Origin of the sequence: Holdemanella porci (assembly GCF_009696075.1) — a bacterium.
GTDB classification, from domain to species: Bacteria; Bacillota_I; Bacilli_A; order Erysipelotrichales; family Erysipelotrichaceae; genus Holdemanella; species Holdemanella porci.
The window spans coordinates 39370-63769 of sequence record NZ_VUMR01000002.1 but is presented as its reverse complement, the minus strand read 5'-3'; the positions used below and the strand labels follow the sequence as shown (position 1 = coordinate 63769).

Annotated in this window: 26 protein-coding genes and 2 other annotated features (1 of these 28 cut by a window edge); of the genes, 5 read left to right on the top strand and 21 right to left on the bottom strand. The window is 35.6% G+C overall.

Annotated elements, in window-relative coordinates; all coding sequences use genetic code 11:
- The first annotated feature begins 105 nt into the window (after positions 1-105).
- Complete coding sequence (locus FYJ55_RS00790) at positions 106-1290, top strand: acetyl-CoA C-acetyltransferase (protein ID WP_154555224.1); 1185 nt, start codon at positions 106-108, stop codon at positions 1288-1290.
- A gap of 107 nt (positions 1291-1397) precedes the next feature.
- On the opposite strand, the gene FYJ55_RS00785 is transcribed toward FYJ55_RS00790, so the two are convergent.
- The 9 genes from FYJ55_RS00785 to gmk all read right to left on the bottom strand — a co-directional run bounded on the left by FYJ55_RS00785 (position 1398) and on the right by gmk (position 8108).
- The gene (locus FYJ55_RS00785) at positions 1398-1943 is read right to left on the bottom strand and encodes a transposase (RefSeq protein ID WP_154555223.1); all 546 of its coding nucleotides are present in this window, start codon (positions 1941-1943) and stop codon (positions 1398-1400) included.
- A gap of 263 nt (positions 1944-2206) precedes the next feature.
- Positions 2207-2368 carry a hypothetical protein gene (locus FYJ55_RS00780; RefSeq protein WP_154555222.1) on the bottom strand — a complete coding sequence of 54 codons (162 nt, stop codon included), beginning with the start codon at positions 2366-2368 and terminating at the stop codon, positions 2207-2209.
- A gap of 228 nt (positions 2369-2596) precedes the next feature.
- Positions 2597-2935, bottom strand: a complete 339-nt coding sequence (gene rbfA, locus FYJ55_RS00775; protein ID WP_118114490.1) for a 30S ribosome-binding factor RbfA — start codon at positions 2933-2935, stop codon at positions 2597-2599.
- A 1-nt stretch (position 2936) separates the two neighbouring features.
- Positions 2937-4787 carry a translation initiation factor IF-2 gene (gene infB / locus FYJ55_RS00770; protein WP_154555221.1) on the bottom strand — a complete coding sequence of 617 codons (1851 nt, stop codon included), beginning with the start codon at positions 4785-4787 and terminating at the stop codon, positions 2937-2939.
- Positions 4788-4795: 8 nt separating this feature from the next.
- Positions 4796-5086 (bottom strand): L7Ae/L30e/S12e/Gadd45 family ribosomal protein, encoded by a 291-nt coding sequence (locus FYJ55_RS00765; protein WP_154555220.1) that lies wholly within the window; start codon positions 5084-5086, stop codon positions 4796-4798.
- On the bottom strand, positions 5079-5339 hold the full coding sequence (gene rnpM / locus FYJ55_RS00760; RefSeq protein ID WP_154555219.1) for an RNase P modulator RnpM: 261 nt from the start codon (positions 5337-5339) through the stop codon (positions 5079-5081). The genes FYJ55_RS00765 and rnpM overlap by 8 nt, the downstream gene beginning before the upstream one ends.
- An 11-nt stretch (positions 5340-5350) precedes the next feature.
- Positions 5351-6964, bottom strand: a complete 1614-nt coding sequence (gene nusA, locus FYJ55_RS00755; RefSeq protein WP_154555218.1) for a transcription termination factor NusA — start codon at positions 6962-6964, stop codon at positions 5351-5353.
- 10 nt (positions 6965-6974) lie between these two features.
- Positions 6975-7433, bottom strand: coding sequence for a ribosome maturation factor RimP (locus FYJ55_RS00750; protein WP_154555217.1), 459 nt, complete (start codon positions 7431-7433; stop codon positions 6975-6977).
- Between the two features lie 96 nt (positions 7434-7529).
- The gene (gene gmk / locus FYJ55_RS00745; protein WP_154555216.1) at positions 7530-8108 is read right to left on the bottom strand and encodes a guanylate kinase; all 579 of its coding nucleotides are present in this window, start codon (positions 8106-8108) and stop codon (positions 7530-7532) included.
- Between the two features lie 106 nt (positions 8109-8214).
- On the opposite strand from gmk, the gene FYJ55_RS00740 reads away from it, so the two are divergent.
- A complete protein-coding gene (locus tag FYJ55_RS00740) occupies positions 8215-9849 on the top strand; it encodes an Rqc2 family fibronectin-binding protein (RefSeq protein WP_154555215.1) in 1635 nt (544 codons plus the stop codon).
- Positions 9850-9877: 28 nt separating this feature from the next.
- On the opposite strand, the gene FYJ55_RS00735 is transcribed toward FYJ55_RS00740, so the two are convergent.
- From FYJ55_RS00735 to FYJ55_RS00705, 7 genes are read right to left on the bottom strand one after another with little or no spacing between them, the layout of a single operon-like run.
- The gene (locus tag FYJ55_RS00735) at positions 9878-10186 is read right to left on the bottom strand and encodes a (Fe-S)-binding protein (protein WP_154555214.1); all 309 of its coding nucleotides are present in this window, start codon (positions 10184-10186) and stop codon (positions 9878-9880) included.
- A gap of 2 nt (positions 10187-10188) precedes the next feature.
- Complete coding sequence (locus FYJ55_RS00730; RefSeq protein ID WP_154555213.1) at positions 10189-10371, bottom strand: hypothetical protein; 183 nt, start codon at positions 10369-10371, stop codon at positions 10189-10191.
- Positions 10371-10946, bottom strand: coding sequence for an electron transport complex protein RnfA (locus FYJ55_RS00725; RefSeq protein ID WP_117571602.1), 576 nt, complete (start codon positions 10944-10946; stop codon positions 10371-10373). Before FYJ55_RS00725 ends, FYJ55_RS00730 begins: the two co-directional genes overlap by 1 nt.
- Before the next feature lies 1 nt (position 10947).
- Positions 10948-11607: an electron transport complex subunit RsxE gene (gene rsxE, locus FYJ55_RS00720; RefSeq protein WP_154555212.1), complete on the bottom strand. Its 660-nt coding sequence runs from the start codon at positions 11605-11607 to the stop codon at positions 10948-10950.
- 13 nt (positions 11608-11620) lie between these two features.
- Positions 11621-12130 (bottom strand): FMN-binding protein, encoded by a 510-nt coding sequence (locus FYJ55_RS00715; protein ID WP_154555211.1) that lies wholly within the window; start codon positions 12128-12130, stop codon positions 11621-11623.
- Positions 12127-13269: an RnfABCDGE type electron transport complex subunit D gene (locus FYJ55_RS00710; RefSeq protein ID WP_154555210.1), complete on the bottom strand. Its 1143-nt coding sequence runs from the start codon at positions 13267-13269 to the stop codon at positions 12127-12129. Before FYJ55_RS00710 ends, FYJ55_RS00715 begins: the two co-directional genes overlap by 4 nt.
- 11 nt (positions 13270-13280) lie before the next feature.
- Entirely contained in the window at positions 13281-14573 is a 1293-nt protein-coding gene (locus FYJ55_RS00705) for an RnfABCDGE type electron transport complex subunit C (RefSeq protein ID WP_154555209.1), read from the bottom strand.
- A gap of 136 nt (positions 14574-14709) precedes the next feature.
- Here FYJ55_RS00705 and FYJ55_RS00700 point away from each other — a divergent pair, with 136 nt between their 5' ends.
- Positions 14710-15795, top strand: coding sequence for an FAD:protein FMN transferase (locus tag FYJ55_RS00700; RefSeq protein ID WP_154555208.1), 1086 nt, complete (start codon positions 14710-14712; stop codon positions 15793-15795).
- 22 nt (positions 15796-15817) lie between these two features.
- Here FYJ55_RS00700 and ileS read toward each other — a convergent pair whose 3' ends face one another.
- The 4 genes from ileS to hpf all read right to left on the bottom strand — a co-directional run bounded on the left by ileS (position 15818) and on the right by hpf (position 20624).
- The gene (gene ileS, locus FYJ55_RS00695) at positions 15818-18544 is read right to left on the bottom strand and encodes an isoleucine--tRNA ligase (protein ID WP_154555207.1); all 2727 of its coding nucleotides are present in this window, start codon (positions 18542-18544) and stop codon (positions 15818-15820) included.
- A gap of 36 nt (positions 18545-18580) precedes the next feature.
- Positions 18581-18796, bottom strand: a binding site (T-box leader).
- The gene (locus FYJ55_RS00690) at positions 18790-19518 is read right to left on the bottom strand and encodes a YlmH/Sll1252 family protein (RefSeq protein WP_195836625.1); all 729 of its coding nucleotides are present in this window, start codon (positions 19516-19518) and stop codon (positions 18790-18792) included. Its footprint overlaps the feature before it by 7 nt.
- A 24-nt stretch (positions 19519-19542) precedes the next feature.
- Positions 19543-19974, bottom strand: a complete 432-nt coding sequence (locus FYJ55_RS00685; protein WP_117571610.1) for a cell division protein SepF — start codon at positions 19972-19974, stop codon at positions 19543-19545.
- 116 nt (positions 19975-20090) lie between these two features.
- Positions 20091-20624 carry a ribosome hibernation-promoting factor, HPF/YfiA family gene (gene hpf, locus FYJ55_RS00680; protein ID WP_154555205.1) on the bottom strand — a complete coding sequence of 178 codons (534 nt, stop codon included), beginning with the start codon at positions 20622-20624 and terminating at the stop codon, positions 20091-20093.
- 348 nt (positions 20625-20972) lie between these two features.
- On the opposite strand from hpf, the gene aroF reads away from it, so the two are divergent.
- On the top strand, positions 20973-21986 hold the full coding sequence (gene aroF / locus FYJ55_RS00675) for a 3-deoxy-7-phosphoheptulonate synthase (protein ID WP_154555204.1): 1014 nt from the start codon (positions 20973-20975) through the stop codon (positions 21984-21986).
- Between the two features lie 50 nt (positions 21987-22036).
- Positions 22037-22966, top strand: a complete 930-nt coding sequence (locus FYJ55_RS00670; RefSeq protein ID WP_154555203.1) for a TIGR01212 family radical SAM protein — start codon at positions 22037-22039, stop codon at positions 22964-22966.
- Between the two features lie 14 nt (positions 22967-22980).
- Here FYJ55_RS00670 and tyrS read toward each other — a convergent pair whose 3' ends face one another.
- On the bottom strand, positions 22981-24213 hold the full coding sequence (gene tyrS, locus FYJ55_RS00665; RefSeq protein ID WP_154555202.1) for a tyrosine--tRNA ligase: 1233 nt from the start codon (positions 24211-24213) through the stop codon (positions 22981-22983).
- Between the two features lie 32 nt (positions 24214-24245).
- Positions 24246-24400, bottom strand: a binding site (T-box leader); it runs 41 nt beyond the window's last position.

The window sequence follows — 24400 nt, the reverse complement described above, 5'->3', positions numbered from 1 at the left end:
TTAAATTCACTTGTGAATTTTTTAATTTGTGATTGATTTTCATCATTCACTATGTTAAAGTTTAAAAGGTAAATGACTAATAGTCTTACATGGAGGAATATTAATATGACAAAAAAAGTAGTTTTAGCAGGTGCATGTCGTACTGCTATTGGTAAAATGGGTGGAGCTTTAAGTAACACTCCAGCTGCTGAATTAGGTGCTATTGTTATTAAAGAAGCATTGAACCGTGCAGGTGTTAAACCTGAACAAGTTGACGAAGTATTAATGGGATGCGTTATCCAAGCTGCTCAAGGACAAAACGTTGCTCGTCAAGCTAGTATTAAAGCTGGTCTACCAATTGAAGTTCCTGCCGTAACATTAAACGTTGTTTGTGGATCTGGTTTGAACTGTGTTAACCAAGCTGCTGCAATGATCATGGCTGGTCAAGCTGATATCGTTGTTGCTGGTGGTATGGAAAACATGTCAATGGCACCATATGCTATGACTAAAGCTCGTTTTGGTTACCGTATGAACAACGCTACTATCGTTGATACAATGGTAAATGATGCATTAACAGATGCATTCAACCACTACCACATGATGATCACAGCTGAAAACATCTGTGATCGTTGGAATTTAACTCGTGAAGAATTAGATGAATTCTCAGCTAACTCTCAACAAAAAGCTGAAAAAGCTATGGCTGAACACAAATTCGATGATGAAATCGTACCAGTTCCAGTTAAAGTTAAAAAAGAAATCGTTGAATTTAAAGTGGATGAAGGACCTCGTCCAGGAACAACTGCTGAATCATTATCTAAATTACGTTGCTGCTCTGGTAAAGAAGGCGGAATGGTAACTGCTGGTAATGCTTCAGGAATCAATGATGGCGCTGCTGCAATCGTTGTTATGAGTGAAGAAAAAGCTAAAGAATTAGGTGTTACACCAATGGCTACTTGGGTACAAGGTGCATTAGCTGGTGTTGAACCAGAAATTATGGGTATTGGACCAGTGGCTGCTACTCGTAAAGTTATGGAAAGAACTGGATTAACAGTTGATGATATGGACTTGATCGAAGCAAATGAAGCTTTCGCTGCACAATCAGTTGCTGTTGCTAGAGAATTAGGATTCGATATGAGCAAAGTTAACGTAAACGGTGGAGCCGTAGCATTAGGACACCCTGTTGGAGCTAGTGGATGCCGTATCCTAGTTACTTTACTTCACGAAATGCAAAAACGTGATGCTAAGAAAGGTTTAGCTACACTTTGCATCGGTGGTGGTATGGGTTGTGCTACTATCGTAGAACGTGACTAATTTATATATAATAACGAACTAAACTACTTCTAAAAAGAGATTCAACAAAATTGAATCTCTCAGGTTGTTGACAAAAGCCTATACCTTTTCGTAAGGACATAGGCTTTTTATTGTATATAGGTAATTTTCAAAATGAAATTGTTTTTTTTTGTATATTTTGAATGATATATTGAATTTTTTGATGGCTTTTTTCTATATTTTCCTCTCAAAAGGGACATTTTCTTCAGATTATGGCACGCAAAAATCAACCAAGCATTCTGTTGGTTTTTCTTCAAGCCTTTTAACCTTGTGAAACGTAGTCCATTGTTTTCTTTACAGTCCGCAAATACTCGTTCAATGGTTTCTTTTCTTTGTGGATAAATTTCTTTCCATTCCATAGTATGACGGATCTCATCGGCATATTCTCTAAACTCTTCCCATAGGTGACGTTCGATAACTTTTGTCATGTTCTTACTCTTTGTACATTTGTTTCTAAGAGGACAATCCTTGCAGTCTTTTGGATCCAATTTATATTGTCTGTATCCATTTCTTGTAGTAGTTGTATACATAAGGATCTTATCATTTGGACATAGATAACAGTCGTATTCTTCATCATAGACATATTCGTATTTTTTAAAGAAGCCTTTTTTGGTCATTGGTCTTTTATATGGCATATAAGGAATCTGATCATTTTGTACAATGGCTCAGCATGTTGCGGGTGTCATGTATCCGGCATCTAACGAAACATTCTTAATCAGGTATCCGTATTTTCCATTGATCAATTTTTCATAGGCATCAAAAAAACTAACACTATTATGTACATTTCCAGGAACAGTTGTAATTGCCAGTACGAACGTATTCTTATCGCAGAAAGTTTGATACGAGTACGCAAAACATTTCTCCTTCTCACCTTTATGGAAGCAGCCACTTTCTGGATCTATAGTGTTTCCTGTAATTGTTTTAGTTGAAGTTTTTTCACTTCTTCACCCATTTCTTCATCATGTACATATTCTGTATGCACCATTGAATCAAAGGCCTCTTTACCTATACATTCTCTATCCTCGTTGATTTCAACCAACATTACTATAACTATGAACACAAATCTAAATCGAATATTATTTATTTTCGCAGGAATATGTTTTATATTCACATACTTCTTAACAAAGAATTTTACTTGTCTACCAAATGTTGGCTATTTTCAATAGCCCTTTTTCGTTCCTGATAATTCATATCTTGTGTTATTTTAGTGCTATTTCACATATCATATTTCTCTATTCCGAAACCAAAACCTTAATATACAAAAAAAGAGAAGACCACTAAGTCTTCTCTATTTTTCGATTTCCTTTAAGATGTTTTCAATCTTATTTCCCTGTTCAAGACTTGTATCTTGAATAAAGATCAATTCTGGCATCTTACGAATCTTAATTTTTTTTGCTACTTGAGAACGAATGAAACCCTTTGATTGATTTAAAACACGCATACCTGCATCATTACGTCCTTGTTTACCAAGGAATGTAACATACACTTTAGCTTGTGATAAATCATTTGTACATTGTACATCCGTTACCGTGCAAAAACCTAAGTTCGGATTTTTCAATTCAAATTGAAGAATATGTGAAATCTCTCTTTGAATTGTCATCTCCATACGTTCTGTTTTTAATGACATACTATTCTTCCACTTCCTGATCTTCGAAGCCTTCTATAATATCCCCTACTTTAATATCATTAAAGTTTTCAATTGTCATACCACATTCGTAACCATTTATAACTTCCTTAACATCATTGTCGAAACGACGTAATGATCCAAGTTTTCCTGTATAGATAACGATACCTTCACGAATCAAGCGAACTTTACATTCACGTTTTATCTTACCATCCGTAACCATACATCCGGCAATTGTACCAATCTTACTTACCTTATAGATCTGACGAACATCCGCCTGACCAATGACAACCTCTTCATATACTGGTGCAAGCATACCTTTCATAGCAGCTTGTAATTCTTCAAGAGCCTTATAGATGATGTTGTGTAAACGAATTTCCACACCTTCTTCTTCCGCTTTTTTACGAATAGCTGCACTAGGACGAATGTTGAATCCATAAATAATCGCATTTGAAGCATTTGCCAATAAGATATCTGATTCTGTAATTGTTCCTACAGTTGAACGAATAACATTGATACGAACATTTCCATCAACTTCCAGCTTTTCCATACTAGCTTTTAAAGCTTCCGCAGAACCTTGAACATCGGCTTTGATCAAGACATTGATTTCTTGAACATCACCCTCATCAATTTTCTTAGCTAAATCTTCTAAAGACATAGCGCTTGTTGAATTACGTTCTTTTTCAATTTGTTTATCCAAACGATGACCTGCAATTTCAGCAGCCTTCTTATAGCTATCATAAGACATGAATACATCACCAGCTCTTGGCACTTCATTTAAACCAATGATTTCTACTGGACAGCTTGGTTCAGCATGTTTGATTTCCATACCACGATCGTTTGTCATTTTACGAACACGACCATAACTAGTACCAACTACTACACTATCTCCCGTGTGTAATGTACCACGTTGAACTAACAATGTGGCAACAGGTCCACGACCTTTATCCAACTTGGCTTCAATTACTGTACCAGAAGCATTTGTATCTGGATTTGCCTTTAATTCTTGCATATCCGCCACTAACAACATTGTTTCCAACAATTCTGGAACACCAGTTCCCTTTTTAGCAGAAACTTGAGTAAAGATTGTATCTCCACCCCATTCTTCAGGCATAATTCCTAGTTCACTCATTTCAGACATGATACGATCTGGATTTGCGCCTGGCTTATCAATTTTATTTACCGCAACTACAATTGGAACACCTGCAGCTTTGGCATGGTCTACCGCTTCTTTTGTTTGTGGCATGACACCATCATCCGCCGCAACAACGATAATAACGATATCGGTTACTTCGGCTCCACGAGCACGCATAGCTGTAAATGCTTCGTGACCTGGTGTATCTAAGAATGTAACTTTTCTACCTTTTAATGATACCTGATATGCACCAATGTGCTGTGTGATACCACCAAATTCATTTTCCGTAACATTCGCTTTACGAATTGTATCCAATAATGTTGTTTTACCATGGTCAACGTGACCCATGATTGTGACAACAGGAGGACGAGGTACTAATTTAGATTCATCTTCTTCTACATTTTGAAGTTGTTCTTCAATATCATCTTCGTCAACAACAACCTCTTTATGTACTTCCACATTGAAGTTCATACAGATCAATTCAATATCCTCATCAGACAATACTGTATTGATTGTTGACATATTTCCCATCATAAATAAGAATTTAATGATTTCAGAACTATTTTTGTGAAGCAATTGTGCTAACTGACCTACAGTAATCGCATCACTATATGTGATTTCCTTTACTGCTTCTTCCTTTTTAGGTGCATTAGACTGATACGAACTCTTATGCCCTTTTCGATTTGGTTTCTTTTTGTTTTTATTGTTGTTATAAGCCATTTAATCACCTAACCTTTCATCTTTTCGATAATCGCTTTGGCAAAGCCACTATCTACAATCGCAATAGCACTCATCTTTTTATAAGAAACATCATCTAATACAGATGGTTCTACCACTATATACGGCACATTGTAATATGTGCATTTATCCTGAATTTTCTTCATCCGGTTTTGTCCGCATAAAGAAGATACAAGTACAAGTTTTGCTTGAGATTTTTGAATACTAACAAGTAAAGAATCACCCTTTGCTACTTTACCAGCACGATAAGCTAGTTGTATCAAATTCGTAACTTTATTCATTGGTAATGATTGCTTCTAATTCCTGATAGACTTCATCGGGAATTTCAGTTTCTAAAGCTCTTTGTAAAGCCTTATTCTTTTTGGCAAGAGCCAACGTTTCTAAGCTTTTAGAAATATAAGCACCATGCCCATTCTTTTTACCTGTCAAATCGATCTCAATTGTTTCTTCAGGTGTACGCACCACACGAATCAAATCTTTTTTGGGGAAGCGCTCTTGTGTTACGACACATTTTCGCATTGGAATCTTACGCATAAGACCAACTCCTAGTCATCATAATATTCGTCATATTCTTCATAGTCAACATCATCATCCCAGGCATTTTCATCTTCATATTCCTGTTCTTCGATTTCAGCCAACTCTTCTTCCGAATAGATTGGTTTCATATCTACGTAGTTGAATTTTTTTACTTCAACTGGTTTCTTTTCTTCCTCAATCTTTTCTTTTTTAGGTTTAGAAACTTGAGGCTCCTCTTGTTTATTTGAAGCATCCGCCAATGATTCAAATTTAGAAGTGTATTCTTTGACATTGGCAGCTGTCTTTTCTTTACGATTTTGTTTCGCAATACGAGCCAATTCTTCCATTTCATCGACTTCTTTTTCTTCAACTGTATTTTCTTTTTCAAATAAAGTATCTTGAGAATGTTCTTCAGCAACATCCACTTCTTCATCTTCATAAGTAAAATCAGCTACATCAATATTTTCGATTTCAGTTTCATTTGACTTTAATTCTTCAATCTTCTGTTGTTGCTTATAAGCACGTTCTTTGGCTTTCTTTTCTTCGTATTCTTCTTGCATTTTTGCACTAATAGCCATGTAATCAATACCCAATTCCTGCATTTCACTTTCAGATTTGATATCAATCTTGTGATTTGTTAATTTAACAGCCAAACGCGCATTTTTACCACGCTTACCAATCGCTAATGACAATTGGTTATCTGGAACAACAACAATCAATCCATCTTTTACGTTTTCATTTGGAATCACCGCAACACCCACACTAGGGCTTAATGCATTCGCAATTAACTCACTGATGTTGTCAGACCATTCGAAAATATCGATTTTTTCACCATTCAATTCTTCAATGATTGTTTGTACACGACTTCCACGAGGACCAATACATGCTCCAATTGGGTCAATATTTTCATTGTGTGAATAAACGGCAATCTTACATCTTTCACCAGGATCACGAGCAATGGCTTTAATTTCAATAATTCCATTGTAGATTTCTGGAACTTCACGTTCAAATAAACGACGAACAAATACTGGAGTTGCACGAGACACTAAAACTTGAGCACCCTTTGTTTCTTTGTTGACTTCAGTAATCACAACTAAGATGTTGTCGCCTTCCTTATAATGTTCTGTTGGAATCTGAGCTGATTTTTTCATCATCGCAAATGTTTTACCAATATTTACAATGACGAATTTTTCTTCAACTGTTTCAATCGTTCCTAAAACCATTTCATCCACTTTATCACAATATTCTTCGTAAACCAATGCTTTTTCGGCTTCACGAATCTTTTGTTTCATTACGTTTTTGGCAAGTACAACAGCCGCACGATCAAAATCTGTAAAATCTACTTCTTCTCCAACCATATCACCTAATTGAATGTTTGGATTTTCTTTTTGCGCTTCTTCCAATTCGATTTCTAATTCATCATCTTCCACTTCTTCAACAACCATACGCTCGTGATAAATGTGAATCGTTCCATCCTCAACATCCACACGAACATAAGCATCTGGAATTTCGATGTGTTTGCGGTAAGCCTTTGTCAAAGCTTCTTTTAAAGCATCTTCAACAATTTCTTTCGTTAATTGACGATCTGTTTCAATGCCCTGTAGAGCTTTTGCTAAATCTGCAACTTTAATTTTTTGTTTCATCTTTTTTCTCCTATACCTTTACAGCCGTCATAATCAGCTGAATGTTACTCTTTTCAATAGTGATCTTCTTTGTTCTTGTTTTATCACGATATGAAATCGTTACATCATTTTCTGTAGCTTCAATTAGATCACCAATGACTTGATCTAGGCCTTGTTTTGGATCTTTCATTTTGACAAAAACATATTTGCCAACTGCTCTTTGAATTTCTTCATCCGTACGAAGCTCTCTTTCCGCTCCTGGCGAACAAACTTCAAGCATGTATTCTTTGGCATACCAGTCTTTTTCATCAAGCATTGTGCCAATCGCATCTGAGCAAGTCGCACAAGTATCCAAATCCATTGTACCGTCTTCTTTTTCAACCGAAACTCTTAATAATGGTGTACCCTGATTTGTAATCCATTCTAATTCATACAAATGGCATCCATTGTCATTAAGAACTTCTTCAATCCATTCTTTAAGATTGTGCATACATTTCTCCTTAGTAGCAAAATATAAGGAGTGGTACGACCCACTCCTTGAATTTCTATACAATCTATTTATAGCACAAAAAAGCTTTATTTGCAACTATTTATTTTCTTCAAGCTCAACATGGCGAAGAATAATTGTCTTGATTAGCTCAGCTGCAAGCTTTGGATCATCATTACATACAATATATTTGTATTGTGATACCATCTTCATTTCATTGCTTGCCTTGGCAAGACGTTGTTGAATGATTTCTTCAGGCTCAGTGCTACGACCACGAATACGTCTTTCTAATTCCTCCATTGAAGGTGGAATAATAAAGATAGAAATCGCATCTGGACACTTTTCCTGTACTTGAATCGCTCCCTGTACTTCAATTTCCAATAAGACATTCTTTCCTTCATCGCGCAAACGATTGACTTCCTTTAAAGGAGTTCCATAATAGTTTCCGACAAACTCGGCCCACTCTAAAAGCCCACCTTCTTGAATGGCTTTCTCAAAATCTTCACGTGTTGAAAAGAAATAATCTCTACCATCCACTTCTCCAGCACGTGGTTTACGTGTTGTCATTGATGTAGAATACGTCAAATTTAGACGTTCATCAGTTTCAAAATATTTTCGAATTGTCCCTTTTCCAACACCACTAGGACCGCTCAAAATGATTAATAAACCTCTTTGCATGACAATCTTGCTCTCCCTCTTTTTCATCCATTTTACAAGTCCAAACCATGTGTGTCAAATTTAATTTAACTATGTTATAATTCTTATCAGACTAAGGAGGTCCACTATGGCTATTGACGGATTATTTTTATACAATATTCAAGAAAAATTAAACGCATATACCCCATGTAAAATTGGTAAAATACAAAATATCAGCGATGAAGAAATATTGATTCATCTACACACACGAAATGAAGGAAACCAAAAGCTTGTCATTAATGTACATTCCAACACAAACCGTGTATATATCGCAAACTTTATTCCCGGCATTCAACCAGAACCATCCAACTTTGTGATGGTCTTAAGAAAGCTCTGTTCACAAGCCATTGTCGAATCTTTTGAACAAGTAGGATATGATCGCATTTTGTGCTTACACTTATCTTGTCGCAATGAATTTCAAGACCTTGTGAAATACGATCTAAATATCGAACTCATGGGAAAATACGCCAATATGATCTTAGTCAAAGACGGCGTAATTGTAGATGCATTAAAACGTATTCCTGTATATGAAAATGCCAAACGATTCATTCATCCAGGCGCAAAATATGTAGCTCCTACTCAACCGGAGAAGAAAAATCCTTTTGAAATCAAAAATATCGATTTCGATCAAAGTCTTGTTAAACAGATCTATGGCTTTTCTCCATTACTATCCAATGAATTTATGTATCGCATGAATAACAGCGAAAAATACGTCGACATATTAAATGAAGTTGTGAATTCAAATACACTCTATATCTATAAAAAAGATTTTCATTGTATTGAACTCAAACATTTAAATGAACAACCAAAGACCTATACAATCATGGAAGGCCTAAATCATTTATATGAAGAAGATGAGCAAAAAAAGCGGATCAAAGAACAATATGGCGACATCATTCGTACTGTAGAAAAGGAAAAATTGAAACAAACAAAAAAACTTCCAAAGCTAGAACAAGCCTTAGAAGATGGAAAGGACTATCATAAATATCAAGAATATGGTGATTTGATCTTTGCGTATATGCACCAGATTCAAAAAGAAAAAACAATTGTATTACCTTCTTTTGAAACTAATGAAGATATAACAATTCCAATTGATATGCGTTACGATCTAAAAACAAATGCGAATAAATACTATCAGAAATATCATAAGATGAAGCGTAGTTTACTGATCTTAGAAGAACAAATTGAACAATGTAAACAAGATATTGAATACTATACACAACTCGAAGAACAGCTTCAACACTGCAGTGTCTTTGATGCTGGAGAAATTCGAGAGGAACTTGTTAAACAACGTGTATTGATGCCTAAAAAGGACAATAAACGTAAAAAGAAGAACAATAAACCAAATGTCCTTCATTTAGAATTTGATGATTGTGAAATCTATGTAGGTAAAAATAACATTCAAAATAACTATGTGACACACCAAGTCTCACGTAAGAACGATTTATGGTTCCACGTAAAAGACTATCACGGTTCGCACGTACTATTAAAGAGTGAAGACTTTACCGAACCACAAATTCGATTATGTGCAATGTTAGCTGCGTATTACTCCAAAGGCAAAGATTCAAGTTCTGTACCCGTAGATTATTGTTTGATCTCACAAATCAAAAAGGTACCTGGATCTAAGATTGGTTTTGTGACAATGAAATCCAATAAGACCATTTATATTGACCCAGATGAAAAATATTTATTAGAAATCATTAAAAATCATCAAATAAAGTAAAAGAGATGGAAAATTCCATCTCTTTCTTTTATCCTTTTACTTCGACTGTAGAACCATCAGGACCTGGTGTGTTTTTTAAGTAATCAACGATTTCTTGACGCTTTTCTGCTTTACAAGGTTTACATGCGATATGGTCCATATCACCTGTTACCAAGGCTTCAGCCATACCACTACATCCAGGGAATCCACAACCACCACAGTTATATCCAGGTAGTAATGATGTTACTTTTTCTACACGTACATCTGCTTCTACTTTTAAATATTTGTCGGCAACACCTAGACCTAAGCCAAGTACTGCACCAAGTACAAGCATCATAATTACGGCTACGATTACCATATTTATTCTCCCTTCACTTGATTGTGAGATGGATTGTTTGTGCAGGCATAATCCTTACATCCATCACAATCCGCTTTTAAATCTTCACACCCTTCTGGTTTGGGTGTTTTTTTATTCATTAAATACAAAACAATATAGATGGCGACTAATGTACCAAAGAACAATATTGCCAATAAATATTTCATTATACAATTCCTGTAAAGCAAGAGAATGCCATAGCCATGATGGCAGCCACAATCAATGCGATTGGATTGCCTACAAAGGCATTTGGAACTTCACTTTGTTCTAGTCTTTCACGAATTGTAGAGAAAATGAATAATACAAGGGCAAACCCTAATGGAGTACCGATTGAGTATACTAACATTTGTGCAAAGTTATAACTATTAGAAATATTTACTAAACATACATTCAAAACAACACAGTTTGTCGTGATCAATGGTAAGTAAACACCTAATGATTTATAAAGTGCAGGACTTGTCTTTTTAATGAACATTTCTGTTAATTGAACTAAAGAAGCGATGACCAAGATAAATGTGATCAAATCCATAAATTCAAGTTGTAAAGGTACAAGTACTAAATAATAAAGTGCATATGTAACAAGTGCTGCAACAACGATAACGAAGACAACGGCAACACCCATACCAATTGCTGAGCTTTTCTTTTTAGAAACACCCATGAATGGGCACATACCTAAGAATTGAGTTAAGATAACGTTGTTAACTAAAACACTCGTTACTAAAAGTGCCATTAATTCACCCATCTTACTTTTCCTCCTTCGCTGCAGCTTCTTCTTTTGCTGTTACATGTTGTTTATAAGCACCAACAGCAGCGGCTAAAACCGCAAATGTAATGAAGGCTCCAACACTAGATCCAAAGATACTCACTGTGAAGTCTTCTGGAATAATGTGTAAGTTTAACCAAACTTGCGCTTCGTTAAATGGGTTTACCACTTTAATACCACCTGTCGAAATCAATTCACGAATAAATGACATCGCAAGGACAGCCAATGTATATCCTAGACCCATTCCTAAACCATCTAAAGCTGAATCTAAAACGCCGTTTTTACTTGCGAAAGCTTCTGCACGACCCAAGATGATACAGTTAACTACAATCAACGGAATGAATACACCTAAGCTTGTATTTAAACTTGGCGCATAGGCTTGAATCAACATTTGAATGATTTTTACCAATGTGGCAATAATGACAATATAAACAGGAATACGAATTTCATCTGGCGTAATTTTACGAACACATGAAATAATCACGTTGGACATGATCAATACGATAATAACACTAACACCCATACCAATCGCATTGTTTACAGATGTAGTGATGGCTAGTGTTGAACAAATTCCTAAGAACAATGAGAATACTGGGTTATCTTTTATTAAACCCGCTTTAAAGTTTTCAAAACGATTCATCTAGATAACCTCCTTACTTTAATGTATCGACAAGTTTTGCCGCTTCATGAATACCACTAACAACAGGTCCAGAAGAAACAGTCGCACCAGAAATTGTATCCAATTCACCAGTCGCATCTTTTCCTTCTAGAGATTTTCTAAATGGAGCTTGTGTTACTTGTGATCCTAAACCTTTTGTATCGCCATTGCTGATGGCATTGTATTTGTCGATTTTCTTACTATCTTTATCAATAGAAACTAAGAATACCGTTCCTTCTTTATATCCACTTACACTCATGTTGAAGATATAAACGTTTTTATATTCATAAACCTTTTGAACCGTTTTAGAATCCAATGTTGCATCGACCAATTTAAAATCATTGGCGTTCGCATCCGGATACATAGCTAATAATGATTCTTTTTCTTGTTTTTCGTTATTTGCAGCAATAACAGGGGCAGTCATTTGATTTGCAAATGCTAAGGCACCACCGGCGACGGCTGAAACAATCGCCAAGAATAAACCTAAATGTACGATCTTGTTCATAGTGTTACCTCCACTGTTTCAACAACAGCTGCAGTTTCAGGAACCGTATCTACCTTTTGAATGGAACTAGCCGCATAGAAGCTTATAGCTAAACCAATCAAAGCTAGACATACACAAACAATTTTTGATTTTTTTACCAATTCCAATTGTTTTCCATCGAAACAAGACTCGATCCAAGGAGTAAACATATTCATCAATAAGATGGAATATAAACATCCTTCTGGAAGATTTGCTTTTAAACGAACTAAAGTTGTTAAAATGGCTGCACCCATCGCAAATACAACACGACCACTTGCACTTGTTGGACTTGTGACTGGATCTGTCAACATAAATACAGCACCAAAAATAACACCACCAGTTAGTAGGTGCAATAATGGATACCAGACAACAGCTGGAATTCCATGGTATGAATCAATGCCTGTAATGGCCGCTACAACAGCTGTTAACACAAAGATTGTTCCTAAATATACAGCTGGAACTCTCCAATCAATAATTTGACGAAGGGCAAGTACTACACCAATAATCAGAATCAAGATTGAGAATGTTTCACCAATAGATCCAGGATACGTTCCTAAAGCTAGACCTGCAAAGCCTCCATATTGAGACAAGAATGAATCCAATACGGCCGCATTGCTTGGTAACCAATGATAAGTGCTCGCAATCACTGTTGTTGGTGTTGCTTGTGAAATTAGACCTACACTCACACCTGTAAAAGCTTGTAGAATCACAGCACGTCCTACAGCTGCAGGGTTAAAGATGTTTTGTCCAAAACCACCAAATAATAATTTTGCAAGTACAATTGCGAATACTGTCGCAATAATAACTGCATAACAAGACATATTCACAGGTACCATTAAAGTTAAAATAATAGCTGTTACCCATCCAAATGAGCTCTTTAAGAAAGTTTTAACCTCTTTCTTCATAATCTTTGCGAAAATGGATTCGCAAACGAATGTAGTAATTAAAGAACAAGCTAATAAAAGAACACAATGTAAAGCAGCACTAGCTCCCCATGCAGAGGCATAGTAAATAACGGCTGCCGCAAACACAACAAGTAAACTTAAAGATAATTCTTTCATGATACGTTGTGTTGACAAGTTATTCTTAATGCTTGGACTTACATGAAAAGTAAATTTCATTTGAATCCTCCCTACTTTTTCTTAAGCATAACAATACGTTTTGCCTTACGAACATTTTCAGTTACATCAATATGAGATGGACAAATATATGTACACATTCCACATTCGATACAACTCATAACGCCACGTTTTGACATTTCGTCAACGTCATTGGCTTTCAATGCAGCTGTAATTCTTACTGGCTGTAATCCACTTGGACAATGATCACTACATTTACCACAACGTAAACATGCGATCGCATCATCATTTGCAGCTGGAAGTACAGTTAATGCATTCATAGCACGATCAACGACAAACATATCATTGACAATGGTTTTACCCATCATAGGTCCACCTGAAATCAAGCGGACAGTATCTTGTGTATATCCACCACAAGCTTCGATGATTTCACTAACTGGCATACCAACAGGTACACATACATTGTGAGGATCTTTTACACATTCCCCACTAACTGTTAGATTCTTTTGTGTGATGGCTTCTCCTTTTTCAAAGGCTTTCGCAATCGCGATGGCACTTGAAGCATTTCCGATGATAGCACCCGCTTCAGCAGGTAACCCACCATATTCTTTATGTAATACTTCACGCACTAAAACACGTTCCCAACCCATTGGATACACATCAGGGACTGGTCGAACCTCAACACCAGCCGCATCTGTCAATACAGATTTCACTTTTTCAATTAAATCTGGGTGAGATTCTTTGATACAAATGTAAACCGTTTTGGCTTCAGCCATTTTCTTCATGATTTTTGCACCTGTAACTAAATCTTTGGCATCATCCATAACAGATCGGTAATCGGCTGTGATATATGGTTCACATTCAACGGCATTGATCAATACATAATCAACTCCATCTGGTTTCATATATTTTACATAGGTTGGGAAACCAGCTCCACCTAAACCAACAATACCTGCATTCTTTACAAAATCAACACACTCTTGGCGAGTAGCACTTTGCCAGTCTAATGGGGCAAAAGATTGAACTTTCGTTTGTTTAAAATCGCATTCAATCACCATGTGATTTTGTGGACGCAAAGAATTGTGCATACGCTTAACAATTCCTTTATAAGTTCCAGAAACACTTGAATAAATTGGCACATAAAAACCTGACTTTGTTTCAGCCAGTTTTGTTCCAACGGATACAGTATCTCCCTCTTCAACAAGAATATCAAAGTCTAAAGTACGGCCTGCAACCAAAGGAATATAGACTTCCTTTTTAGGCATAAGATGTAATAATTCAGACTTTTCTGTCAATTCTTTTTTACCAGGGATATGCTGTCTCATTGGACCTAAAAATAGTGACATATAAATCCTACCTCCCATTTACACTTTTTAATCATAGGCCTTTTTTTTCACAAGTTCAAGAATTTTTTGACAATTTCCCACAATTCAAATATGTACTGACATTTACATTAAAATCATTTCATCCTATAATACTTCTATGCAAAAAAATAAATCTATTCTATCCTGGCTGGTAATATCCCTATGCTTTCTCATCTTTATTACTTCCGTTATATTCTTTGTTCAAAATAAAGGTAATGATACAACAGAAAACCTAAATGTTACATTAACAGATGTTGGTTTTGACACGCCCATTACACTCAATTGCTCATGTTCACAAGCCGATTTTGCCAAGTATACAAAGATTGTAAGAAAGACATTTAAAGAAAACAATAAACGCTTTGACCAGTACCACGCCTATAAAAATATGAATAACCTATATACATTAAATCATGAAGCTTATAATCATCCGATTCAAATGGATGAAATCTTTATAGATTGTTTAAAACTAGCCATGCAGATGCAGTCTGAAAACTCACAATTTGATATCAGCCAAGGTGCACTTTTAAATCTATGGCATGAGGCTAGAGAAAACACGCAAGTCCCTCCAAGTGATGACAAGATTCAAGAAGCTTTAAATCATATTGACTTAGATAAAATTCAAATATCTGGTCATGAAGTATCTTACTTAGATCCAGAACTATCCATCGATCTTGGTGCCATTGCCAAAGGATATACCGCTCAACTTGCCAAAGAAGCATTAAATAAAGCTGGCCTAACCAATGGATATATCAATGCGGGAGGGAATGTTGTCTTACTTGGTGAAAAAGAAGATGGCACAGATTGGAAGATTGGTATTCAAAGTCCAGATGCAAATGATGCCCTAGTTCAATATTCAACAAAAAAGGCCACTTGTTTAGTTACAAGTGGAGATTACCAAAGATATTTTACATACAAGAATAAAAAATATTCTCATATTATTGATCCTAAAACCGGTTATCCTGCAAACTATGTTCGAAGTGTAACCGTCATCACAAAAGATTCCGGCAAGGCCGATGCCTTAAGTACAACGTTGTTCTGTATGAGTGTAGAAGATGGAAAGAAATATTTATCCTCCCTGGATTATGATGTACAAGCCATATGGATCGTAGATAAAGATAGTGATGTTTCATCGGATTTAGAAACAAAAGATTATAAAATCATCACAACGGATAAAATAAAAAACAGAGTAACTCTTGTCGATTAGAGTTACTCTTTTCATTTACATATTAGTCGTGTAATACGTGGTTACAGCGATCACACAATCCATCTTCATTATCAGATTCAGTATAGTTCCAGCAACGAGGACATACATGACCTGTAGCCTTTTCTACTTGTACCTGACATACTTCAAATTGTTCTAATTCATCCGTTGTGAATGTGACTTTAGATACAATAAACCATTGTGCAGCATTACTTAATACGCGATTCATAATTTCTTTTTGTGCATCACTTACATGTAATACGACATGAGCTTCTAATGATTTACCGATTAAACCTTGAGCACGAGCATTTTCAAGTGCTTTGAAGACATCCTTACGAACTTTGAATAATTCTTCCATATCCGTTTTGATCTTTTCAACATCAAAATCCAATTCTAGATCTTTGAATGTCGTTAAGTGGATACTTTCTGCATCAAAGTGCATGTAGTCATTGACTTCTTCACAAGTATGAGCCAAGATTGGAGCCCACAATTTAGTCATCACTTCAACGGCATTATAAAGTACAGTTTGAACTTGACGACGAACTGGTGCATCTTCTTTTTCAATATAAAGAATGTCCTTTGTATAATCTAAGTAGTAAGCGGATAATTCATTCGTCATTAAGTTTGTCAAATATGTAACAACATCGGAGAAACGATATTCATTATAAGCTTTTCTACAGAAATCTACGGCATCTTTTAATTCAGTTAAAATATATTGATCCAATTCACTTAATTCATTGAAGTTTACACAATCTTTGGCCATAAATTTTTGATCATCTAAGTTTGCCATTAAGAAACGCAATGTATTACGTACCTTACGATAGTTTTCACTGACTTGTTTCAAGATCTTTTGACCCATTGAAACATCTGCTTGATAGTCTACACTACATGCCCATAAACGTAAGATATCTGCACCATATTTCTTCGTAATTTCACTAGGTGCAACGGCATTCCATTGTGATTTAGACATCTTAACGCCCTTTTCATCCATAACGAAACCATGTGATAAAACTTGTTTGTATGGAGCTTTACCATGAACGGCAGTACCAACAATCAAACTAGAGTTGAACCATCCACGATATTGGTCACTACCTTCAAAATATAAGTCAGCAGGATAGCCTAAACCACGATCCATCATAGCGCCTGTATGACTTGATCCAGAGTCAAACCAAACATCCATAGTATCCGTTTCTTTACGGAAGATACCATTAGGTGAATGTTCATTTGTATATCCTTCTGGTAATAAATCTTTAACATCTCTTTCAAACCAAACATTGGATCCATATTCACCAACTAATTTGGCAACATGATCAAAAATAGCTTGATCCATAATTGGAGTATCGTCTTCTCCATAAATAATAGGAATTGGAACACCCCAAGCACGTTGACGAGAAATACACCAGTCATTACGATCGGCGATCATATTGTGCATACGTTGTTCACCCCAAGCAGGTACCCAAGATACAGAGTGAATTTGTTCTAAAAGTTCATCACGAATTTGATCAATTGACGCAAACCATTGTGTTGTAGCACGAAAAATAATAGGTTTTTTAGTACGCCAGTCATGTGGATAAGAGTGGGTAATGAATTGAAGTTTTAATAATACACCCAATTCATCTAATTTTTGAGTGACTGTCTTGTTGGCATCTTCCACATATTGGCCGGCAAGCCATTCACCAACATCATCCATCATGCATCCTTGTGCATCAACGTTACAATACACTGGTAAACCATATTTCATCCCAATGTTAAAGTCATCCACACCAAATCCAGGTGCTGTATGAACACATCCAGTACCAGCATCGGCTGTTACGTGATCTCCACACATCAACAAACTTTCTCTTTCTGGATACAATGGGTGTATACATGTAATATATTCGAATTCTTTACCTTTGAAAGTCTTTAAAACATCACGTTTTTCAATTTCAAACTTATCACATAATTCTTCAACCATGCTTGAAAGCATAATCAATTTTCCCTTTTCTGTATCCACTAATGAATAGTCAAAATCAGGATTTACACTAATTCCTAAGTTTGCAGGAATTGTCCAAGGTGTGGTTGTCCAAATCACAAAGTTGCAATCTGTATCCAATACACCTTTTCCGTCTTTAACGGCAAATTTAACATAAATAGTTGGACTCTTTACATCTTTATATTCAACTTCAGCTTCCGCCAATGCAGACTCGCTACTTGGTGACCAATATACTGGTTTTAATCCTTTGTAGATCAAACCTTTCATGGCCATCTTTCCAAAGATTTCAATCTGGTGTTTTTCAAAATCCTTTTGAAGTGTGATATATGGATGATCATAATCTCCAATCGATCCTAAGCTTAAGAATCCAGCTTTTTGATTAGCTACTTGTTTTAAAGCATAGTCGTAACAGATTTTTCTAAATTCAGCAATTCCCATTTTCTTACGGTCATACCCCAATTTAGTCACAGCTGTTTCAATTGGTAAACCATGTGTATCCCATCCTGGAATATATGGTGTGTTGTATCCTTCCATAAAGTGTGATTTTAAAATGACATCTTTTAACACCTTATTTAAGGCATGTCCTAAGTGGATGTCACCATTTGCGTAAGGAGGACCATCATGTAATACAAATGATTCAGCTCCTTTTCTTCTTTCTAACATCTTTTCATACAATTTTTCATCTTGCCAGCGCTTCTGGAAACCAGGCTCTTTTTTAGTCAAATTTCCACGCATTTCAAATGCCGTTTTAGGCATATGAAGAGTTTCTTTGTAGTCCATACTTTATCTCCTTTTCCAAATAAAAAAACGTCCTTATAAAAGGACGTAATCAACACGCGGTACCACCTTAATTCATAGTTTTCACTATGCACTTTCATGAGATAACGGTTCAACCGGATCAAACTACTACTATCATTTCATAAGATCAGCTCAAAAGGGATACCTTAATTCCTATTCATACAATGTTTCACCAAAACTCATTGCTCTCTACAATCCTAACGAATAAAGGCGTGTCTTTATCTTAGCTAAATATATTGATCAAAGTTCAAAACAAGTCTTCCCTTTTTTGTGGTAGAAACCACTTCTTTAAACTGGAATCGACCTGTCTTTCTGATTGACACGAAATCATTATTGCACAATTGTAAATTTTGTTCAAGTACCACATCATTAACTTTCACAAATCCTGCATGAATCTTTTTTAACGCTTCACTTCTTGAACAATGTGACAATTGCGCAACTACACTATCTAAACGTAAACTGCTGCACATAATATGTATTTCTTTTTTGTTATTTTCCGTAATGATATAGTCTAAACACTCTTCAAAATGCACTGTACACTTACTAATCTGCGTACAATTGTCAATGATATATTTTGAAATCTTTTCTTTACAAAAGATATATAGATCCTCTTTTTGCACGATCAAATCCCCAATGACACTTCTTTCAATGCCAGAGTGCATTAAACAACCTAAAAGATCGGAGTGGGTTAATGTTTTAAATTTTGAATTGTACGTGGCATGAAGACAAACACAATCACTAAAGCCAACATATCCTTCAGGTATAAAGCAAGCGATCTTTCGTTGTGCTTGATCATAACCGCCATCAAAAACAAGACATATATTTTTAGGCACCATGCTTTGAAGAATGCTTTGTTCAGAAATCGATAAAAAACAGGTCATGATCGGCCTATTTTGTTTTTGAAAGATACGAATTTGATCTTTCATCTGCGAAATAAACACCTCATGACCTACCATAAATGAGCTCATTAAAAGTAATTATTAGTCTTCATCTTCGAAGTCGTCTGGACTTCCTAAAGAAATAGTTCCTTGTACACCAATTTCAGCTGGAGAACATAAAATTACGTTCTGACCGATTTTCTGAATTTTTCCATCAAGCGCATAAACAACACCTGTTAAGAAATCAATCGTACGTTGTGCATAATCACGATCTAGCTTGTGTAAGTTAACTACTACAGCACGACCTTCTTTTAAGCGTTGTCCTACTTCTTCAGCTTCTCCAAAGCTTCTTGGTTCAAACAATACCATTTTTGTATTTGAATTCAAAGAAGTTGCGTTCGTACGAGTTTTTGGTCTCTCATAACGACTTTGAGGTTCTACTTCTTCTACCTTTTCAGCTTGTGGTGCTTCTTGATAATCATCATCTTCTTCGATTGGAGCAACGAAGTCTTTTACTTTATCCATAAATCCCATGGGAAAAACCTCCTTAACGAACATAATTATAGCACAAAGAATAACTTATTCAAACTTATATTATTTTTTTTCTTTTCAAACAAAAGACATGCCATTTTGACATGTCTTTCACGCGTTTATTCCGTTTCAATCAAGCCGTAGCCACCATCGTGGCGTTTGTAGCAAACGGCAATCTTATTTGTTTCATCATCTGTATAAATGAAGAAATCGTGTCCTAATAATTCCATTTTCATGATAGCTTCATCTAAACTCATTTCCTTTGGAACGATAGATTTAGTACGAACTACTTCGTCATCATCTACATCTTCATCATTAAATAATTCATGATCCAAGAAAGCTTCGGCAAGTGATTCTTTATTTTTACGTGTTAAACGTGTTTTTGTTCTACGAATTTGATCTTCCAATTTATCTACAGCACGATCAATAGCTGCATATAAATCGTCATCTACAACCTCGGCACGTAGAATCGCATAACGTGTTGGGATTGTAACTTCAATTTTTTGTTTTGTCGGATATGTACGAACCAAGACATTGGCTACATCATCCTCTCCGATAATGAAGTACTTTGTTAAAACATCTAATTTTTTATGAATCTTATCTGAGATTCCCTGAGTTACAGTGATGTTTTTTCCTACAATATTGACTTTCATATTATGTACCTCCTATATGATTTGTATTGCTACTTAGATTATAGCACGTTTATTTTGTTTTACACTTTTCGACAAGAAATGACAAAAATATAACCAGTTTTGCCAAGGAGGTTGACAAGATAAAATGTAACAACTTTCAGAAAATGACTTGCATATTTTCATTGGATAAGCTATAGTATAGCTAGGTGATTAACATGAACATTCAATCTACATATTTTTACTTTTACTTTAGATAGCCCTAATTAAACCAATCAAAACTGAATGGTATTTTAATTAGGGCTTTTAAGCATTAACAATTTTACTGTTAATGCTTTTTTGTTACTCACAAATGGAAAGAAGGATATTATTATGATTATTACTTTAAAGAAAAATGCACCCAAACACGATGTCGACAAATTGATTGACAAATTTGAAGGCATGAATCTTCATGTCACAATGATTCAAGGCGATAACTATAACGTCTTTGGATTGGTTGGAGATACAAGTGTTGTTGATGAAAAAAGCGTTATGGCTAACCCTATCGTCTACAATGTTCAGCGTGTCGCTCAACCTTATAAATTGGCCAACCGTATGTTTCATCCAGAGGATACCATTGTAGATGTGAATGGTATTCAAATCGGTGGCAAAAAAATAGCGATGATTGCAGGTCCATGTTCTGTTGAGGGCGAAGACCAAATCTGTCGTATTGCCAAAGAAGTAAAAGCAGCCGGTGCTGATATGTTAAGAGGTGGCGCTTATAAGCCTAGAACAAGTCCATACGCATTCCAAGGTATGGGTACTGCAGGAATCATGGCCATGGTAAAAGCTAGAGAAGAAACAGGACTTCCTATTGTATCTGAACTAATGAGTGCAGAACATTTAGATGAATTCGTAGAGAATGTAGATATCATTCAGATTGGTGCACGTAATATGCAAAACTTCGATTTATTAAAAGCTGTAGGAAAAACGAAAAAACCAATTTTATTAAAGCGCGGAATGAGTGCTACGATTCAAGAATGGATCATGGCTGCTGAATACATTATGTCAGAAGGAAATCCAAATGTCATTTTCTGTGAACGTGGTATTCGTACATTTGAAACCTATACACGTAATACTTTGGATTTAAGTGTTGTGCCAATCATTAAAGAAAGAACACATTTACCGATCATCATTGATCCAAGTCATGCTGCTGGTGATTATAAATTAATTGAATCCCTATCCCTTGCCGCTATTGCAGCTGGTGCTGATGGATTGATCATTGAAGTGCATGACGATCCAGAAGATGCTTGGAGTGATGGTGCTCAAAGCTTAAAACCAAAACGTTATGCCGAACTTGTTGAAAAAGGAAAAGCCATCGCAAAAGTTATTGGAAGAGAGTTATAAGAAACTGCACATGCGGTTTCTTTTTATGTTAGAATGTTTTGGGTGATACAATGAACAATCCTTATCCTTATTCAAATGACAATAAAAGGTATCAAACCATTAATTATTATTTTCGCAATAAATACCATCAAAAAGTAGCGAAGATTCCATTAAATGCAGGTTTTACCTGTCCAAACCGTGATGGATTTAAAGGAACAGGAGGATGCACTTTCTGTTCAAGTATGGGCTCAGGTGATAGTATTTTATGTTTTGATGATTCGTTGCAGAAACAATATCAAGAAGGCTTAAAGCGCATGCAAAATAAGTGGCCCGATTGTATTGGATTTGCGTATTTTCAAAGTTATTCCAATACATATGCTCCACTATTTATCTTGAAAAAAATATATGACCCTTTCTTTAAAAATCCAAATATTCCTGGTGTTGCGATTGCGACTCGTGCTGATTGTTTAAATGATGAAATTATAGACTACTTAAATAGTCAAAATAAAGAAGTCTGGCTTGAATTAGGCCTTCAAAGTGTACATGAAGATACAATGGAAAAGTGTAATCGAAAACATTCAACACAAATTGTGTTTGATTGGTTAGACAAATTAAAGGACACAAACATCAAAACATGTGTCCATATTATCAATGGACTTCCAGGTGAAAACAAACAAGATATGTTAGAAACTGTCAAACAGATTGCCAAACATCCTGTCGATGCGATTAAGATCCATATGCTGCATTTGATTGAAGGGACACAAATGGCCAAAGAATATGAAAAAGAACCATTTCATATTTTAACTTTAGAAGAATATGTCGATATTGTAGTCGATCAATTGGAGTTATTACCCCAAGAAGTCATCATTGAACGTTTAACAGGTGATGGAATTGCGAAAGATTTAATAGAACCAAAATGGACAATCAAGAAAACGATTGTGACAAATGAAATTGATAAGTTAATGGTAAAAAGAAATACGTGGCAAGGCAAACATGTCTAACCACGTATTTTTATTTATTTCAAATTTAAACAATAATATCTTTTCTTACCACGACGAATGATTACATAGTTAGATACATATGCTTGAGTAGAATCAATAACTAAAGTTTCATCATTGACTTTGACACCGTTTAAGCTAATGGAGTTTCCTTTGATCCACTCTCTAGCTTCACGACGACTCGAAGCAATCTTAGCCTCCACTAAAACATCGATTAAAGTCTTTCCAGCTTCTTGGTCAACTTTATCCATGTTTTTAACCGCATCTAAACGTTGTTGTTCATCCAAATCATTGAGTTGACCTCTAAATAATGCGTTTGTGATATTTAAAGCCGATTCTAAGCCTTCTTCACCATGTAAATCACGTACAACTTCTTCAGCCAATTTCTTTTGTGCCTCACGTCTTCCAGCATCTTCCTTTAAAGATACTTCTAAAGCATCAATTTCTTCTTTTGTTAGGAATGTTAGTTTCTTTAAATATTCAATGACCTTTGAATCATCCGTGTTGAATAAGAATTGATATAATTCATAAGGTGAAGTCTTTTTAGGATCCAACCAAACCGTTCCTGTTTCACTCTTACCAAATTTAGTTCCATCCGCTTTCGTAATTAATGGCATAGTCAAACCATAACATTTCACGTCTGCACCACATTTTTTACGAATTAACTCTAGACCTGAAGTGATATTTCCCCATTGGTCCTGTCCACCTATCTGCATTGTACAACCTCTTGTCTGGTATAGATTTAAGAAGTCCAAAGATTGAAGGATCATATAAGAAAATTCTGTATAACTGATTCCTGAATCTAAACGTTTTTTAACAGTTTCTTTATTCAACATATAGTTTACGTTGAACAATTTTCCATAGTCACGTAAAAAATCAATAATTGTGATATCTTTTGTCCAATCTAAGTTATTGACCATGTCAAAGCCCCATAATTTAGAGATTTGTGCATGTAATGCATCATAATTTGATTTTAATACTTCTGGAGTCAACATACTTCTTTCTCCAGTTGCCTTTGGATCTCCAATAAATCCAGTGGCTCCACCCACCAACATGATTGGGTGATGTCCATGTTTTTCTAAACGTTTTGCCATCAACAATGATGAATAGTGTCCAATGTGCAAGCTATCTGCCGTTGGATCTGTACCAATATAGAATGTAACTTCTCCATTATTGATGACATCTTCTACTTCTTCACTTGTGACGTTGTCAACAAGCCCACGCCATTTCAATTCTTCAAATAATTCCATTTTGTCCTCCCTGAAAATAAAAAAAATCGCCCTATAAGGACGATTGAATCGCGGTACCACCTTACTTCATACAAAATATTTTTTGTATGCACTTAAACCTTTAACGCAGGTATACGTCAAAATTGAAGCTCCAAGGTGTATTCCGCAGGTCTATTTGAAACTTTTCACCAGCCAGTTTCTCTCTAAG